Origin of the sequence: Streptomyces sp. NPDC085944, assembly GCF_040686295.1 — a bacterium.
GTDB classification, from domain to species: Bacteria; Actinomycetota; Actinomycetes; order Streptomycetales; family Streptomycetaceae; genus Streptomyces; species Streptomyces salinarius.
This window is the reverse complement of sequence record NZ_JBFBJX010000001.1, coordinates 424,258-440,150: the sequence shown is the minus strand read 5'-3', so window position 1 is coordinate 440,150 and position 15,893 is coordinate 424,258. Positions and strand designations below refer to the sequence as shown.

At 72.3% G+C, this 15,893-nt stretch carries 13 protein-coding genes and 1 riboswitch; of the genes, 3 read left to right on the top strand and 10 right to left on the bottom strand.

Going from position 1 to position 15,893, the window contains the following annotated elements; all coding sequences use genetic code 11:
* Positions 1-24 precede the first annotated feature (24 nt).
* Positions 25-113, bottom strand: a riboswitch (ZMP/ZTP riboswitch).
* A 167-nt stretch (positions 114-280) separates the two neighbouring features.
* The 3 genes from AB0P07_RS02150 to AB0P07_RS02140 all read right to left on the bottom strand — a co-directional run bounded on the left by AB0P07_RS02150 (position 281) and on the right by AB0P07_RS02140 (position 3,323).
* Complete coding sequence (locus AB0P07_RS02150) at positions 281-1,465, bottom strand: glutathionylspermidine synthase family protein (protein WP_365543781.1); 1,185 nt, start codon at positions 1,463-1,465, stop codon at positions 281-283.
* 8 nt (positions 1,466-1,473) lie between these two features.
* Positions 1,474-1,851: a hypothetical protein gene (locus AB0P07_RS02145; protein WP_365543778.1), complete on the bottom strand. Its 378-nt coding sequence runs from the start codon at positions 1,849-1,851 to the stop codon at positions 1,474-1,476.
* 86 nt (positions 1,852-1,937) lie between these two features.
* Positions 1,938-3,323: a PLP-dependent aminotransferase family protein gene (locus AB0P07_RS02140; protein ID WP_365543775.1), complete on the bottom strand. Its 1,386-nt coding sequence runs from the start codon at positions 3,321-3,323 to the stop codon at positions 1,938-1,940.
* A 47-nt stretch (positions 3,324-3,370) separates the two neighbouring features.
* Between AB0P07_RS02140 and AB0P07_RS02135 the strand changes: the two genes are divergently transcribed.
* Genes AB0P07_RS02135 through AB0P07_RS02125 form a run of 3 tightly spaced genes read left to right on the top strand, consistent with a single transcriptional unit; the run spans position 3,371 to position 5,066 of the window.
* A complete protein-coding gene (locus AB0P07_RS02135) occupies positions 3,371-3,895 on the top strand; it encodes a carboxymuconolactone decarboxylase family protein (protein ID WP_365543772.1) in 525 nt (174 codons plus the stop codon).
* Positions 3,892-4,338, top strand: a complete 447-nt coding sequence (locus AB0P07_RS02130; RefSeq protein WP_365543769.1) for a carboxymuconolactone decarboxylase family protein — start codon at positions 3,892-3,894, stop codon at positions 4,336-4,338. The genes AB0P07_RS02135 and AB0P07_RS02130 overlap by 4 nt, the downstream gene beginning before the upstream one ends.
* Positions 4,332-5,066 carry an isocitrate lyase/phosphoenolpyruvate mutase family protein gene (locus AB0P07_RS02125; protein ID WP_365543766.1) on the top strand — a complete coding sequence of 245 codons (735 nt, stop codon included), beginning with the start codon at positions 4,332-4,334 and terminating at the stop codon, positions 5,064-5,066. The genes AB0P07_RS02130 and AB0P07_RS02125 overlap by 7 nt, the downstream gene beginning before the upstream one ends.
* Before the next feature lie 64 nt (positions 5,067-5,130).
* On the opposite strand, the gene AB0P07_RS02120 is transcribed toward AB0P07_RS02125, so the two are convergent.
* The 7 genes from AB0P07_RS02120 to AB0P07_RS02090 all read right to left on the bottom strand — a co-directional run bounded on the left by AB0P07_RS02120 (position 5,131) and on the right by AB0P07_RS02090 (position 15,483).
* Positions 5,131-6,099, bottom strand: a complete 969-nt coding sequence (locus AB0P07_RS02120; protein ID WP_365543763.1) for an ABC transporter substrate-binding protein — start codon at positions 6,097-6,099, stop codon at positions 5,131-5,133.
* A 100-nt stretch (positions 6,100-6,199) separates the two neighbouring features.
* A complete protein-coding gene (locus AB0P07_RS02115) occupies positions 6,200-8,137 on the bottom strand; it encodes an ABC transporter permease subunit (RefSeq protein ID WP_365544509.1) in 1,938 nt (645 codons plus the stop codon).
* A gap of 118 nt (positions 8,138-8,255) precedes the next feature.
* On the bottom strand, positions 8,256-9,377 hold the full coding sequence (locus tag AB0P07_RS02110) for a glycine betaine/L-proline ABC transporter ATP-binding protein (RefSeq protein WP_365543761.1): 1,122 nt from the start codon (positions 9,375-9,377) through the stop codon (positions 8,256-8,258).
* A complete protein-coding gene (locus AB0P07_RS02105; protein ID WP_365543758.1) occupies positions 9,377-10,927 on the bottom strand; it encodes a GMC oxidoreductase in 1,551 nt (516 codons plus the stop codon). The genes AB0P07_RS02110 and AB0P07_RS02105 overlap by 1 nt, the downstream gene beginning before the upstream one ends.
* A 59-nt stretch (positions 10,928-10,986) precedes the next feature.
* Entirely contained in the window at positions 10,987-12,516 is a 1,530-nt protein-coding gene (locus AB0P07_RS02100; protein ID WP_365543756.1) for an aldehyde dehydrogenase family protein, read from the bottom strand.
* 231 nt (positions 12,517-12,747) lie between these two features.
* A complete protein-coding gene (locus AB0P07_RS02095) occupies positions 12,748-13,737 on the bottom strand; it encodes a malate dehydrogenase (RefSeq protein ID WP_365543753.1) in 990 nt (329 codons plus the stop codon).
* A 432-nt stretch (positions 13,738-14,169) separates the two neighbouring features.
* A complete protein-coding gene (locus tag AB0P07_RS02090; RefSeq protein ID WP_365543751.1) occupies positions 14,170-15,483 on the bottom strand; it encodes a DUF2690 domain-containing protein in 1,314 nt (437 codons plus the stop codon).
* Positions 15,484-15,893 lie beyond the last annotated feature (410 nt).

Sequence of the window (15,893 nt, the reverse complement as noted above, 5' to 3'; positions counted from 1 at the left end):
CCTCCGGACGTTGCAGGCAGCGTTCAGGTCGGCCCAGGCGCACGGCACGTGTTCTCGTCGGGCCGCTCCCCGATGGTTGGACCCATCCCTGCGCGCCAGTCACGGCCCGGGGCCAGGGTACCGGGTGGGGTGGGGACGTGCCGTGGGTGTCCGTGATGCGGAAGCGTCTGCGTGGCTCTTGTCCTTCGCGGGCTGCGGGCGCGTCGGGGCTGGTCGCGCCCACGCGGCGGAGCCGCACCTGTCACGGCCCCGCGCCCCTGACAGGCCCCTGCGGGGCCCTCTACAAGATCACGTGGGGCAGGAAGCGGGCGTACTCGTCCGTGATCAGGCCCGAGGACTCCCTGATGCCCAGGCCCGCCGACTCGTTCTCCACCACCCAGGCGCCCAGGACGACGCGGTTGCCCTCGAAGTCGGGCAGCGGGGCCAGCTCCTGGTAGCAGCAGGGTTCGGGGCGGGGGGCCGGGTCGGTGCCCGGTTCGTGGATCGTGACGCCGGCGCCCTCGCGGCCGAGGAGGGGCTTGGCGACCCAGCCCGTGGTCGTGGCGAGGTCGCGCGGGCCGTCCAGGTGGGCCGGGAGGAGGTTCGAGTGGCCGGGGTACAGCTCCCAGAGGACGGCCAGCAGGGCCTTGTTGCTGAGCAGCATCTTCCAGGCGGGCTCGATCCACAGGGTGCTGCCGGTGCCGCCGCCGTTGTCGAGGGTGTCCAGGACGTGGCCGGCGAAGCGGTCGGTGGTGAGCCACTCCCAGGGGTAGAGCTTGAAGAGGCTGCGGATGAAGCGCAGCCTGTTGTCGACGAAGCGGCCGGAGAGGCGGTCCCAGCCGATCTCCTCCATGGAGATCCAGTCGGTCTCCAGGCCGGCCTGTTCAGCGGTCTCCTTGAGGTAGGCGACCGTCATCAGGTCCTCGCCGAGTTCGTCGTCCGAGGAGTGCGCGAAGTACAGGGGGTTGCCGGGCGGCAGCAGCGCGGCCTGCTTCTTCCAGGCCTCCACGAGCCGCTCGTGGAGGCTGTTCCACTGGTCGGCGCCGGGGAAGCGCTCCTCCATCCAGAACCACTGCGGGGACGCCGCCTCCACGAGGGAGGTCGGGGTGTCGGCGTTGTACTCCAGGAGCTTGGCGGGGCCGGTGCCGTCGTAGCGCAGGTCGAAGCGGGCGTAGACGGAGGGGAGTTCGGCGCGGCGGTGCCAGGCCTCGGTGACGGCGCGGACGACGCGCGGGTCGGTGATGCCGAGGTCGGCGAAGCGGTCCGCGGTGACGATGTGCTCGGCGGCCGCGAGGCACATGCGGTGCAGTTCCTCGACGACCTCCTCCAGCGCCTCGACCTCGGGCAGGGAGAAGACGTAGTAGGCGCTCTCGTCCCAGTAGGGACGCAGGGAGTCGTCGGGGTAGCGGGTCAGGGGGTAGATCAGCCCCTGTTCCTCGACGGTCTGCTGCCAGCCGGGGCGGGGGTCGGTGGTGCGGCGTTCCACGGCCGGGCTCAGCCGCCGCCGCTGCCGGAGCCGGAGCAGCCGAAGCCGCCCCGGTCGACGGCCTCGGACCGGCTGAAGGTGCCGTAGTCGGCCCAGCCGTTGCTGACGTCGGCGTCGTAGTACCAGTCGGCGTCGCCCACGGACTTCGACGAGCCCTTCTTCTTGCCGCCGTTGCCGTACGAACCGCCGGACGAGCTGCTGCCGGAGGAGCCCGACGTGCAGTTCTTGTCGGCGACGACCTTGTAGCCGTTGAGGTAGTCGTAACTGTCGCGGTCCACGCAGCGGCGGTCCGGGTCCGAACCGCAGGCGCTGAGGGCCGCCGCGAGCACGCCCATGCCGCCGAGCACCACGGTGCTCGACCGCAGCCGTCTCCGGGTCTCCGCCATGTCCGCAACTCCCCCGTTGTGCGTTCTTCTGCTTTCCGTACGTCAGTTGGACTGATCGAGTGTACGGCCGACAACGGGTTCGGACTCTACGGCAGGGTGCGGCCCAGCGCTTCCAGGGCCCCCGCCCAGGCGTGGTCGGGCGGGGTGCCGTAGCCGACGACGACGGCGTCCATCGGGTCGGCGGTGGCGTCGGGGTGGCGGAAGACCGACAGGCCGTACAGCCCGAGGCCCTGCCAGGCCGCCGCGCGGACGACCGACTGCTCGGTGCCGGGCGGCAGTCGCAGTACGGCGTGCAGGCCGGCCGCGATGCCGGTCACCCGCACCTCGGGGTTGTGGGCGGCGACGTGGGCGACCAGGGCGTCGCGACGGCGGCGGTAGCGCAGGCGGGCGGAGCGGACGTGGCGGTCGTAGGCACCGGAGGTCAGGAACTCGGCCAGGGTCAGCTGGTCCATGACTCCGCTGGTGTCCAGGCCGCCGCGGGCGGCCGTCAGGTCGTCGGCGAGGCCGGGCGGCAGCACCATCCAGGCCAGCCGCAGGCCGGGGGCGAGGGACTTGCTCGCGGTGCCGAGGTGGACGACGCGGTCGGGGTCGAGACCCTGGAGGGCGCCGACGGGCTGGCGGTCGTAGCGGAACTCGCCGTCGTAGTCGTCCTCCAGGACCAGGCCGCCGGTGCGCCGCGCCCAGTCGACGACGGCCGTCCGCCGGTCGGGGTGCAGGGGCATGCCGAGCGGGAACTGGTGGGCCGGGGTGAGCAGCACGGCGCCGGTGCCCGGGGGCACGTCGGGGTCGGTGCCGTGCGCGTCCAGCGGCAGCGGGACGGTGCGCAGTCCGGCGGCGGTCAGCAGGTCGCGGTGGACGTGCAGGCCGTACGACTCGACGGCGACGGTGTGCACGCCGCGGGCCCGCAGCACGGTGGCGAGCAGCGTCAGGCCGTGGGCGAAGCCGCCGCAGACCAGCACGCGTTCGGCGTCGGCGCGCACGCCGCGGGCCCGGGCGAGGTAGTCGGCCAGGGCGCCGCGCAGCTCGGGGCGACCGCGCGGGTCGCCGTAGCCGAGGGCGTCGTTGGGGGCGGCGGTGAGGGCGCGGCGGGCGGCCCTGAGCCACTCGGCGCGCGGGAAGGAGGCGAGGTCGGGGTTGCCCGGGCGCAGGTCGTAGACGGGGCGGGCCGGTGCGCGGGAGCGGGGGGCGGTGTCGGCGGGCGGTACGACGGCGCGGTCGGCGACACGGGTGCCGGAGCCCTGGCGAGCGGTGAGCCAGCCCTCGGCGACCAGGTCGGCGTAGGCGTCGGCGACGGTGTTGCGGGCGAGGCCGAGGTCGGCGGCGAGGGTGCGGGAGGAGGGCAGCCGGGTGCCGGGGGTAAGGCGGCCGGTGCGGACGGCCTCGCGCAGGGCGTCGGTCAGGCCGCGGCGCAGGCCGGGACCGGCCGGTTCCAGGTGGAGGTCGATGCCGAGAGTGGCCCAGGGATTCGCCATGGGAATGGACCATACTGGTGGGCTGCTTCGTTTCTAGGCTCGACGGCATGACGACGACCACTGACGAGACGACCACTGACGGCACGCAGGCAACGGGCTACGCCGCCGAGCCGCCCGTCCGGCTGAACTGGTCCCAGCACGCCCCCGACGTCTACAAGGCGATGCTCCGGCTCGACACCGCCGCCCGGCGGGGGCTGGACCCGAAGCTGTACGAGCTGGTGAAGATCCGCGCCTCGCAGCTCAACCACTGCGCCTTCTGCCTCGACATGCACACCAAGGACGCACTCGCGGCCGGGGAGAGCGTGGAGCGGATCGTGCAGCTCGGCGCGTGGGAGGAGTCGCCGCACTTCTACACGGACAAGGAGCTGGCGGCGATCGGGCTGACCGAGGCGGTCACCGTCCTGACGGACGGTTTCGTGCCGGACGAGGTGTACGAGCAGGCCGCGGCCCACTTCGAGGAGGCCGAGCTGGCGCAGCTGATCTCCGCCATCGCGGTGATCAACACCTGGAACCGCTTCGGCGTGACCTGCCGCATGACGCCGGGCCACTACCGCCCGGGGCAGCACGGATGACGGCCCGTACGACCCGTCTGGACGACCGCGTCCGCTCCGCGCTGCGGGCGGTGGGCGCCGCCGCCAAGCGGGGGCTGGGGGACGCGGGCCTGGCGGAGCTGGTGCAGATCCGGGCCTCGCAGCTCAACCACTGCGCCTTCTGCCTGGACATGCATCTCGGACTCGCCCGCCAACTGGGGGTCAGCGAGCGGCGGCTGGACCTGCTCGCCGCCTGGGAGGAGGCCGGTGACGTCTTCGACGCCCGGGAGCGGGCGGCGCTGGCGCTGACCGAGGCGGTGACGGTGCTGACGGAGGGCTTCGTGCCGGACGAGGTGTACGAGCAGGCCGCGGCCCACTTCGAGGAGGCGGAGCTGGCCCACCTGCTGGCGCTGACAGCGACGATCAACACCTGGAACCGGCTGATGGTGGCCCGCCGCATTCCCGCGAGAAGCACGGAGTGGTGACTGGGCCGGACGGCGTCGAGCGGTTCCGTGCGCTGCACCACGGGCGGGCCGCGGACGATCCGCTCGTGCTGCCCGGCCCCTGGGACGCGGCGAGCGCCCGGGTGTTCGCCGCGGCCGGCTTCCCGGCGCTCGCGACGCCGAGCGCCGGGGTGGCGGCCTCGCTCGGGTACGAGGACGGGGCGACCCCGGCGGACGAGATGTTCGCGGCGGTCGCCCGGATCGTGCGCGCCGTGGAGGACGTCCCCGTGTCGGCGGACGTCGAGGGCGGGTACGGGCTGGCGCCGAAGGAGCTGGTGGAACGGCTCCTCGAGGCGGGCGCCGTCGGCTGCAACCTGGAGGACTCCACCGACGCGGGGCTCAAGGACCCGCAGGAGCACGCCGAGTGGCTGGCCGGGGTGCGGGAGGCGGCCGGCGGCCGGCTGTTCCTGAACGCCCGGATCGACACGTTCATCAGGGGCGACGACGCCCCGGAGGCGGCGATCGAGCGGGCGGCGGCCTACGTCGCCGCGGGCGCCGACTGCGTGTACCCGATCGCCGCCCCCGTCGCCGTACTGCCGCGGCTGCGGGCCGGGATCCGGGGGCCGATGAACGTGTTCGCACGTCCCGGCCGGGGCCCCTCGCCCGCCGAACTCGGCGGACTCGGGGCCACCCGGATCACCTACGGGCCGGGACTCCAGCGGCACGCGGAGCGGGCGGTGCGCCAGGTCGCCACGAGACTCCGGACATAGGCTCACCGCCCCGCGAAGCGGCCCTCTTCGGGCCCAAGGCGCCTGCTTCGGCCCGGGCGCCCGCCTACTTCGGCAGCCAAGCCTTCCAGACGTCCGGGTTGGCCTTGACCCAGGCCGCTGCCGCCTTCTGCGAACTCATCTTCTTGTCGGCGATCATCGCGGCGACCTCGTTCTGCTGGTCGGCCGACCAGTTGAAGTTCTTCAGGAACTGGGCCGCCTTCTCGTTGTTCTTCACGAAGTCGGCACTGAAGTACTTCTTCAGCGGTGTCTGGGCGTAACCGCAGTCGATCTTGGCCGGGTCGGAGTCGCAGCCCTCCTCGTACTCGGGCAGCTTCACCTCGACGAGGTCGACCTGCGAGTTGAGCCACTGCGGCGTCCACCAGTAGCTGATGAACGGCTTCTTCGCCTTGTAGTCCTCCTTGATCTGGGTGATCTGCGCGGCCTCGGAACCGGCGTAGACCGTCTTGAAGTCCAGCTTGAGGTTCTTGATGAGCGCGTCGTCGTTGGTGGTGTACGACGGCGAGCCCTCCAGGAGCTGCCCCTTGTCGCCGCTCTCCGCGGTCTTGAACAGGTTCTTGTTCTTGTTGAGGCCCTCCCAGGTCTTCAGCTCCGGGTGCTCGTCCACGAGGTACTTCGGCACGAACCAGCCGATGTGACCGACCACGCCGAGGTCGCCGCCCTCGACGACGGACTTCTTGCTGTCGACGTACAGCTTCACCTTCTTCGGCGCGCCGCCCCAGTCCTCCAGGATGGCGTCGGACTTGCCACTGTTGAGCGCGTCGAACGCGACCGACTCGTCGAGCTGGGTGAGTTCGACCTTCGTGTCGAGTTCGTTCTCGAGGAGGTACTTGGCGACGGCCGCGTTGGCCTCGGCGCCGACCCAGGACGGTACGGCGATGTTGACCGGGTCGGAGCTGCCGCCCGACGAGGACGAGGAGTCCGTCTTGGCGGCGCTGCAGGCGCTCAGGCCGGTGACGCCGAGGACGACGGCGGTCGCGGTGGCGGCACGCAGGAGGTGCTTTCTGTTCTTCATGGCGTTCTTCATGTGAGCGTGTCTCTCGTTTCGGACAGGCAGGATGTTCCTGCGGGGAGCTGAGCCGGGTTGGGGACGGGGGACGGGCGTGCGGGCCGGCCTAGTGCGTGCCGCTCTTCAGGCCCGGCCGCTGTGTCGCGCGGTCCAGGACGAGCCCCAGCAGCACGATCGCGACACCGGCGGAGAGGCCGACGCCGAGCTGGCTCTTCTGCAGGCCGTAGACGACGTCGTAGCCGAGCGCGCCGGAGCCGACGAAACCGCCGACGATGACCATGGCGAGCACCAGCACGACACCCTGGTTGAGCGCGAGCATCAGCGCGGGCCGGGCCAGCGGCACCTGCACCTGGCGGATCTGCTGGAAGGCGGACGCGCCCATGGAGCGGGACGCCTCCAGCGTCGCGGCGTCAATCTGCTTCAGGCCCTGCACGGTGATCCGGACGACGGCGGGCAGCGCGTACAGCACGGCCGCGGCGACGGCGGCGGAACGGCCCACGTTGAACAGGGCCACCACCGGGATCAGGTAGATGAACTGCGGCAGGGTCTGCATGGTGTCCAGGACGGGCCGCAGCATGCGTTCCAGCAGCGGTACGCGGGCCGCCGCCACCCCGATCAGGAACCCGAGCACGAGCGTGACGACGACGCCCGCGATCGCCTGCGACAGGGTGTCCAGGGAGTTGGTCCACACGCCGATCACGCCGACACCGGCCATCGACAGACCCGCGGTCGCCATCGCGCCCCAGCCGCCGGCGAGCAGGGCGAGCCCGGCGGCCAGCAGGACCAGCAGCCACCACGGCACACCGGTCAGGCCGTCCCGAAGCGGGTCGAGGATCCAGATGGTGAAGTTGTCCGCCCAGGTCCGGGTGCCGCCCAGCACGGGCACGCCCTCGGCCAGGTGGCCGGTGAACCAGCCGACCGCGTCGTTGACGGGCGGGGCGATGTTCAGCTCCCACTCCTCGGGCCACTTGGCGATCAGAAGCTGCCAGCCGGCCGTGCCCAGCACGGCACCGAAGCCTGCCACCGCGGTCCAGGCGCGCCAGCCGTGCAGCCAGGAGGACCCGGACGGGGCCGCGCCCTCGCCGAGCCGCTCGCCGGCGACGGCGGTGCTGCGGTCCAGCCAGATGGCCAGCAGCACGATCGGGATGCCCGCGGCGAGCGCCCCGCCGACGTCGACGGTGGACAGCGCGCGGAACACCTCCTCACCGAGGCCGCCCGAGCCGATCACGGCGGCGATGGTGACCATCGACAGCGCCATCATGATCGTCTGGTTCAGGCCCAGCAGGACCTCCTTGCGAGCCAGCGGCAGCCGCGCGGTCAGCAGCCGCTGCACCGGGCTCGTGCCCAGCGACTTCGCCGCCTCCATGACGGACGGGTCGGCGCCGCGCAGGCCGAGCGAGGTCAGACGCGCCATCGGCGGCGCCGCGTAGATGATCGTCGCGATCAGCGCGGACGGTACGCCGATGCCGAACAGCAGCACCAGCGGCAGCAGGTACGCGAACGCCGGCATGATCTGCATGGTGTCCAGGACCGGCCGCAGGATCCGCTCGAAGCGGTCCGACAGGCCGGCGCCGAGTCCCAGCAGTGCGCCGATCACGGCGGAGACCGCGACCGCGACGGCCATGAGGGCGAGGGTCTCCATGGTGGCTTCCCACATGCCGAGCACACCGCACACCGCGAACGCGGCGAGTGTGACGCCCGCCAGCCTCAGCCCGCGCCGGTCCCGCAGACCGCCGATCCGCCAGGACAGCAGCACGGCGGCCACGATCACCGGGAACCACCCGACGGTCTCCAGCAGGTCGGTCATCCAGGTGACCGAGCTGTCGGACCAGTTGCTCAGGTGCAGCAGGAAGTAGAGGAACACCGGGTTGGTCTCCCGGTTGGTCACGACCCAGGTGTAGGCGTCGTCCAGCGGCGTCTTGACGTCGACGGTCAGCTCGGACGGCCAGGTCCCGCTGCCCCACAGGACGGCCGCCAGCGGTATGAGGACGGCGGCGGCGACTCCCAGCGGCAGCAGTCGGCGCACCAGAGGGCGGCGCAGCACCGAACTCGGCTCGGCGGAGACGGGGTCCTTCGCCTGATCGACCGGCGGGGCGGGGGTGACGACGGCACTCACGCGCTCCACCCCCGGCCTCGAAAGGCGGGCCTGCGTATGTCGTCTATCACGCGGCCACCTCCTCGCGGTCCAGTCCGGCCACGACCCGCAGCAGGGCCACCTGGTCGACCTGGCCCAGGCACTCGCCGGCCTCCACGACGCAGGCGGGCCGGCCGGTGCGGGCGACGGTTTCGACGGCGTCGACGACGACCGTGTCGGGCGTGAGGGCGCCGGGGTGGTCGGGGCCGCCGCAGCCGCCGGGGCGCATGGCCGTACGGACGGTGATGACCTGCTCGCGCGGCACGTCACGCACGAAGTCGCGGACGTAGTCGTCGACGGGCGAGCCGACGATCTCCTCGGGGGTGCCGAGCTGCACGATCTCGCCGTCCCGCATCAGGGCGATACGGTCGCCGACGCGCAGGGCCTCGCTGAGGTCGTGGGTGATGAAGACCATGGTGCGGCCCTCCTCGTCGTGCAGGCGGATGACCTCCTCCTGCATGTCCCGCCGGATCAGCGGGTCGAGCGCGCTGAACGGCTCGTCGAAGAGCAGCACCTCGGGGTCGGAGGCGAGTGCCCGGGCCAGGCCCACGCGCTGCTGCTGACCGCCGGAGAGCTGGACCGGCCGGCGCTGCTCCAGGCCCTCCAGACCGACCTTGGCGACCATCTCCATGGCCCGGGCGCGCCGCTGCTCCTTGGGCATGCCCTGGATCTCCAGGCCGTAGGCGACGTTGTCCAGGACGGAGCGGTGCGGCAGCAGGCCGAAGTGCTGGAACACCATGGCGGCACGGTGCCGGCGCAGCTCGCGCAGCCGGCTCCTGTCCATGGCGATGACGTCCTCGCCGTCGATCTCCAGCGTGCCGGACGTCGGCTCGATGAGCCGCGTCAGACAGCGCACGAGAGTGGACTTGCCCGAGCCGGACAGGCCCATGACGACGAAGACCTCGCCCTTGCGCACATCGAAGGAGACGTCCCGGACGGCCGCCGTACAGCCGGTGCGGGTGCGCAGCTCGGTCTGGGAGAGCCCGGCGAACTCCGGGTTGCCGGGAACCCGCTCGGCCTTCGGGCCGAAGACCTTCCACAGGTTGCGCACGCCGAAGACGGGCGGCTGCCCCGCCGGGTCCACGGGCGCCGTGTCCTTGCCGGGTTCGGCCCCGGATCCGGGTTTCTCGGTCATGGGTGTGCCGCTCATCAGATCTGGTTCCCTTCACTGGAGTCGGCCAGCAGTTCAGCCGCCTTCTCGCCGACCATCAGCACGCCGGTCATCGGGTTCACGGAGGGCAGGGTCGGAAAGACGGAGGCGTCGACGACTCGCACGCCCTCCAGGCCACGGACCCTGAGTTCGGGATCCACGACGGCGAGGCGGTCGTCGGCGGCGCCCATCCGGCAGGTGCCCGCCGGGTGGTAGACGGTGTGGTGCGCCTTGCGCAGCAGCTCGCTGAGCCGATCGTCGTCGGTGACGTCGGGTCCCGGGAACACTTCCCGCTTCAGCCAGCTCGCGAACGGTTCGGTCCGCGCGATCTCCCGGGCGATCTTCACACCGTCGACGAGCGTCTGGGCGTCGTAGCCGTCCTCGTCGGTGAAGTACCGGAAGTCGAGGGCGGGCTTGTCGTTCGGGTCGGCGCTCTTCAGGTACAGCCGGCCGCGGGCGCGGGACTTGGGGATGTTCGGCGTCATCGACACACCGTGCGGGGGCCGTTGGTAGCCGAGCCGCTCGGGGTTGTCGGTGAACGGGATCTGGTAGAAGTGGAACATCAGATCGGGCAGATCCTGCGTGGCATCGCGGCGCACGAACAGCGCAGCGTCGGAGTCCATCGCGGAGTTCTCCGGCAACGGCCGTTCCGTCTCCCACACGATGACCGACTCGGGATGGTCCTGGAGGTTCTCGCCGACGCCCGGCAGGTCGTGCACGACCGGGATGCCCAGCGCTTCGAGGTCCTGGCGCGGCCCGATGCCGGACAGCATCAGCAGTCGCGGCGAGTCGACCGCGCCGGCGCAGACCACGACCTCGCGACGGGCACTGATCAGCTGCTCACCGTCGTCCGCGGTACGCACCCGGACACCGGTGGCGCGGTTGCCGTCCAGTTCCAGCCGGTACGCCCAGGTCTCCAGCAGCAGCGTCAGGTTCGGCCGGTCGCCGGCCTCGATGTGGGGGTGCAGGTAGGCGACGGAGGCCGAGGAGCGCTTGTTGTTCTCCGGGTGGTAGGCGAGGTCGAGGAAGCCGACGCCCTCGTGGAAGGGCTTGTCGTTGAAGCCGACCACCTCGGGGACGTCGAGGGCGGTCCCGGCCGCCTCGATCCAGTCCTTGGCGATGGCGTTCTGGTCCTTGTCGGCGACCCGCACGATGTTGTTGCGCAGCCGCGCCCAGTACGCCTCCATCTGCACCGCGCCCCAGCCCTTGGCGCCGGCGGCCTCCCACTCGTCCCAGTCGGACGGCAGCGGCTTGAAGGCGATGAGGGTGTTGTGCGAGGAGCAGCCGCCGAGGACGCGGGCGCGGCTGTGCCGGATGTGCGAATTGCCGTGCGGCTGCTCGGTGGTGGGGTAGTCGTAGTCCAGCTCGCCGCCGAGCAGGCCCATCCAGCGGCGCAGGGTCAGCACGTCGTCGCGGCCGACGTCGCTCGGCCCGCCTTCGACGACGGCGACGGTGACGTCCGGGTTCTCGGTGAGGCGGGAGGCGATCACCGATCCCGCGGTGCCGCCGCCGACGACGACGTAGTCGTAGACCTGGGTGGTTTCGGGCATGGAGGTACTCCAGTGGGGCGTGGGGACGGGGTGCGACGGGGGGAACGGGTGCGGGAGGGTCAGCCCGAGAACCAGCGGACGGGCTTGGGCGCGAGGTTCTGGTAGACGTGCTTGCTCTCGCGGTACTCGGCCAGGCCGGCGGGGCCGAGTTCGCGGCCGACGCCGCTCTTGCCGAAGCCGCCCCACTCCGCCTGCGGCAGGTAGGGGTGGAAGTCGTTGATCCAGACGGTGCCGTGCCGCAGCCGGCCCGCGACCCGGCGGGCCCGTCCCGCGTCGGCGGTCCAGACGGCACCGGCCAGACCGTACTCGGTGTCGTTGGCGAGGGCTACGGCCTCGTCCTCGGTGCGGAAGGTCTCGACGGTGAGGACCGGCCCGAAGACCTCCTCCCGTACCACCCGCATCTCGCGGTGGCAGTGGTCGAGGACGGTCGGCTCGTAGAAGTAGCCGGACTCCGGCCGCTGGGGCGACGGCTCGGGTCGCTTGCCGCCGCAGCGGAGTTCGGCGCCCTCGGCGAGCGCGGAGGCGACGTAGTCCTCGGTCTTGGCACGCTGCTGCTCGGAGACGAGCGGGCCGCACTCGACACCGTCCTCGGTGCCGCGGCCGAGCCGGATCTTCCGGGCACGGCGGGCGAGTTCGGCGACGAAGCGGTCGCGGACCGACTCCTCGACGATGAGGCGGCCGCCGGCGGAGCAGACCTGGCCGCTGTGGATGAAGGCGGCGTTGAGGGCCTGGTCGACGGCGGTGTCGAAGCCCTCCTCGGTCTCGCAGGCGTCGGCGAAGACGACGTTGGGGTTCTTGCCGCCGAGTTCGAGGGCGACCTTCTTGACGGTGACGGCGGCGGCCTGGGCGACCTTGGTGCCGCTGGCCAGGCCGCCGGTGAAGGAGACCAGGTCGACGTCGGGGTGCTCGGCGAGGCGGGCGCCGACGGTGTGACCGGGGCCGGTGACGATGCCCGCGACGCCGGTGGGGAGGCCGGCCTCGACGAGCAGGTCGATCAGGGCGACGGTCGTCATCGGCGTGATCTCGCTGGGCTTGATCACGAAGGTGTTGCCGGCGGCGAGCGCCGGGGCGATCTTCCAGCTGGCCTGGAGGAGCGGGTAGTTCCAGGGTGTGATCATCGCGCAGACGCCCACCGGCTCGTGCACGACGACGCTGTGGATGTCGGGCGAGCCCGCGTCGACGACCCGGCCCGGGGCCTCACCGGCGACGAGGTCGGCGAAGTAGCGGAAGGCGTCGGCGACGCAGTCGACGTCGACGCGGCCCTCCTCGACGGTCTTGCCCGCGTCGCGGCTCTCCAGCAGGCCGAGCTTCTCGCGGTCGCGCACGAGCAGGTCGGCGACGCGGCGCAGCAGGGCGGCGCGCTCGGCGACCGGGGTGTGCGGCCAGTCCCCCGCGTCGAAGGCGCGGCGGGCGGCGGCCACCGCGAGGTCGGTGTCCTTCTCGTCGCCCTCCGCGACCACGGCGAACGGCAGGGCGTCCGCGGGGTCGAGGATCTCGCGCGTGGCGCCGGAGGACGCCGCGAGCCACTCGCCTCCCGCGTGGATGGTCCGGTGCGCCTGCTCCGCCGGGGTGTGCGTGCTGTTCGCCATGGTCGGTGTTGCCTTCCGTTCCTGATCGATCCCCCTGCGTCACCCGTGTGCCGCTCTCGGGGACCGGGAGCCCCTGCCCCGCGGCCCCGATTGCATGCCGAATCGATGGCCGAAAGTGTGGCGCATCACGAAGGAAAGGGGCGAAACGGGACTTCGCGGGCTCCGGAAACGGGCGCGGGCCCCGTCCCGGTCTGAACCGGAACGGGGCCCGTGCGGGCGTCGGGGGTCGGCTCAGATGAGTCCGAGACCGCGGACCGCCTCGCGCTCCTCCGACAGCTCCTTGACGGAGGCGTCGATACGGGCGCGGGAGAACTCGTTGATCTCCAGGCCCTGGACGATCTCGTACGAGCCGTCCTTCGTGGTGACCGGGAAGGAGGAGATGATGCCCTCCGGGACGCCGTAGGAGCCGTCCGACGGGATGCCCATGGAGGTCCAGTCGCCCTCGGCGGTGCCGTTGACCCAGGTGTACACGTGGTCGATGGCGGCGTTGGCGGCGGAGGCGGCCGAGGAGGCGCCGCGGGCCTCGATGATGGCGGCGCCGCGCTTGGCGACGGTCGGGATGAACTCGTCGGCCAGCCACTTCTCGTCGTTCACGGTCTCGGCGGCGTTCTTGCCGGCGACGGTGGCGTGGAAGATGTCCGGGTACTGGGTGGCGGAGTGGTTGCCCCAGATGGTCAGGCGCTTGATGTCGGCGACCGTCGAGCCCGTCTTCTTCGCGAGCTGGGTCAGCGCGCGGTTGTGGTCCAGTCGGGTCATGGCGGTGAAGCGCTCGGCCGGTACGTCCGGGGCGGCGGCCTGGGCGATCAGGGCGTTGGTGTTGGCCGGGTTGCCGACGACGAGGACCTTGATGTCGTCCGCGGCGTGGTCGTTGATGGCCTGGCCCTGCGGCTTGAAGATGCCGCCGTTGGCCTCGAGGAGGTCGCCGCGCTCCATGCCCTTGGTGCGGGGACGGGCGCCGACGAGGAGGGCGACGTTGGCGCCGTCGAAGGCCACGTTCGGGTCGTCGGTGATCTCGATGCCCCGGAGCAGCGGGAACGCGCAGTCGTCCAGCTCCATCGCGGTGCCCTCGGCGGCCTTGAGCGCCGGGGTGATCTCCAGGAGGCGCAGCTTGACCGGCACGTCCGCGCCGAGCAGCTGGCCGGAGGCGATGCGGAAGAGCAGGGCGTAACCGATCTGGCCGGCCGCGCCGGTGACGGTGACGTTCACGGGAGTGCGAGTCATGGCGTTCTCCGTATGACAGCTGGCGGGTGGGGCGTCCCGGCCCCGGGCGTTTGATCGATCTCTTGGTATCAAGAGATCGATCCAGCCGTCAGGCTATCGCGCCCGTGGTGTCCGGCACGTCCGGGTCGGTGTGGCCCGGCCCACAGGACGGCCGAGCAGGACGGGGAACTCGAACGGGATCTCCGCGAAGAAGAGGCGGCCGCCTGTCCGGGAGAGGGGGGACGAAGGCGACCGCCGCTCGGGGATACCGTTGCCGGACTCCCGTGGGGGGTGCTTCTCGCGTGCCCGTGACGCCGCGGGGCATGCCTGCCGAGGGCGAAGTTTTCTCGGTCCGCCCCCTCGCGCCGCCTTGCCCCCCTCCTCGCTGCCCTGCCCCCCGCACCGCCCGGGTGCCCGGCGCCTGCGCCTCCTGCCCGCTGCCCGGGTGCCCGGCTACTTGGTGCACCCCTGCGTGCCCGACGCCAGCGTCGCGCAGGCGGTGGCGTCGGCCGCGGAGTCCACGGCGACCATCGCGGTGTACGCGACGGTGTCCCCGGCGTTGCCGACCGTGGCCCGCTGCTCGTTCGCACCGCCGGCGTTCACCCGGATCTCGTCGCCCTGCGCGGCCTGGGTGACACGGGCCCACGCGGCGCCGCACACCTTGCTGTACCGCACCTCGACGGAGGCCGTGCCGACGACGGCGGTCGCCCCGGTGGTCACCAGGTCGCCGCCGCAGCCCATGACCTCCGGGTCCTTGCCGGTGCAGGCGTCGCCGCCGCACTTCACGCCGGGCGGCAGCTTCGGTTCGCTGCTCACGGTGGGCGACGGGGAGGGCTTGGCGCCCTCGTTCTCCTTGCCGCCGCCGTCCTTCAGGAGGAAGAAGGCGCCCGCGATCACGACGAGCACGCCGACGACGCCCGCGACGAGCGTCGTCATCCGCTTGTTGCCACCGCCCGGGGGCCGGCCGGACGAACGGGGGCGGCCGCCGTGCGGGGGCTCACCGTGGGTGCCCGACGGGCCGGTGCCCGCAGGGCCGGCGACCGGGCCGAGCACGCTGGTCTCGCCGGGCCCGACCGGCCTCGCCGCCGCTGCGGTACCGATCCGGGGCCGGGCCGTGCGGTCGCCGGTCGGTGCGGGCCCCCGGTATCCGGCGAGCCCCCACGAGTTGCCCTCGGTCGCTCCGCCGGGGGGCGGGGCGCAGGCACCGGGGCCGCCGCCGCCCCGGACCGCGCCGAGGACCGAGTCGGGGCTGTCGGCGGCGGTCGGCTGGGCCGGCACCGTCGGCGGCAGCGTGGGCGACACCCCGGCGGGGCCGGCGATCCCGGACGCGGCCGCGGCTCCACCGCCGTGGCGGCCGGTCCGGCCTCCCCCGCCGGTCGCGCCGCCGCTCCGGTCGCCGCCGCCCGACTTGGCCGCGGAGTTGCCGGACTTGGCCGCGGGCATGCCCAGTTCACCGAGCGCGGCACGCGCCTGGGAGATCCGGATGGCCTCCATGGTCATGTCGTGGCGCATCTCCGAGCGGCTCCAGGCACGCTCGGCCAGCTCCCACATGGTGGTCAGGTGGACCGGATTGGTCCGCGTCACCTCGGCCAGGGCCACGATGGCACCCTTGGGCGCCAGCAGGCGGCCGTTCAGATAGCGCTCCCAGGACGTCTTGCTGTAGCCCGTGGCGTCGGCCACCGACGCGACGCTCAGCTCGCTGCGGTCCACGAGCCGACGCAACTGGCTGGTGAACTCCCTGATCTGCGGATCGAGTTCATCCGGCAAGGCCTTCCAACGAGGCACTGCTTCCCCCTCTTCCCCCGGTGACGTGCTGGTCGTTCCCCCGCTGGTGGCCGCGTGCGGAGTCCGGCGCGCGGCACCTGGTTCTGGCTACCCACAGGGATGCGCCCGGTCAGGATCTCAGTTCCCGGGGTGGGGGCGCACAGGAGCACAGAGGCCGTGAGCGTGCACAGTCGCACGCCACCGACCCGTGGTCCAGTGTCCCACCGGCGTCGCCCCGCCCGGTACGGAACCCCGGGAACGAGCCGCGTAGCGGAGTAGCGGAACGGTCACTTCCGTGCCACAGCGCCCTGACAGGCGTTGAACGGGGCGTTCCCCGTGCAGGAGGGTTGGTCCCGGCGACGGCCCGTCCTTCCACGGGGGTGAGGACGGGCCGTCGTGCCGGGAGGGCGCCC

Coding starts and splice junctions, on each gene's coding strand:
- AB0P07_RS02145 (WP_365543778.1), bottom strand. CDS start 1,851: ATGGCGGAGACCCGGAGACGGCTGCGGTCGAGCACCGTGGTGCTCGGC.
- AB0P07_RS02140 (WP_365543775.1), bottom strand. CDS start 3,323: ATGGCGAATCCCTGGGCCACTCTCGGCATCGACCTCCACCTGGAACCG.
- AB0P07_RS02135 (WP_365543772.1), top strand. CDS start 3,371: ATGACGACGACCACTGACGAGACGACCACTGACGGCACGCAGGCAACG.
- AB0P07_RS02130 (WP_365543769.1), top strand. CDS start 3,892: ATGACGGCCCGTACGACCCGTCTGGACGACCGCGTCCGCTCCGCGCTG.
- AB0P07_RS02120 (WP_365543763.1), bottom strand. CDS start 6,099: ATGAAGAACAGAAAGCACCTCCTGCGTGCCGCCACCGCGACCGCCGTC.
- AB0P07_RS02110 (WP_365543761.1), bottom strand. CDS start 9,377: ATGAGCGGCACACCCATGACCGAGAAACCCGGATCCGGGGCCGAACCC.
- AB0P07_RS02105 (WP_365543758.1), bottom strand. CDS start 10,927: ATGCCCGAAACCACCCAGGTCTACGACTACGTCGTCGTCGGCGGCGGC.
- AB0P07_RS02100 (WP_365543756.1), bottom strand. CDS start 12,516: ATGGCGAACAGCACGCACACCCCGGCGGAGCAGGCGCACCGGACCATC.
- AB0P07_RS02095 (WP_365543753.1), bottom strand. CDS start 13,737: ATGACTCGCACTCCCGTGAACGTCACCGTCACCGGCGCGGCCGGCCAG.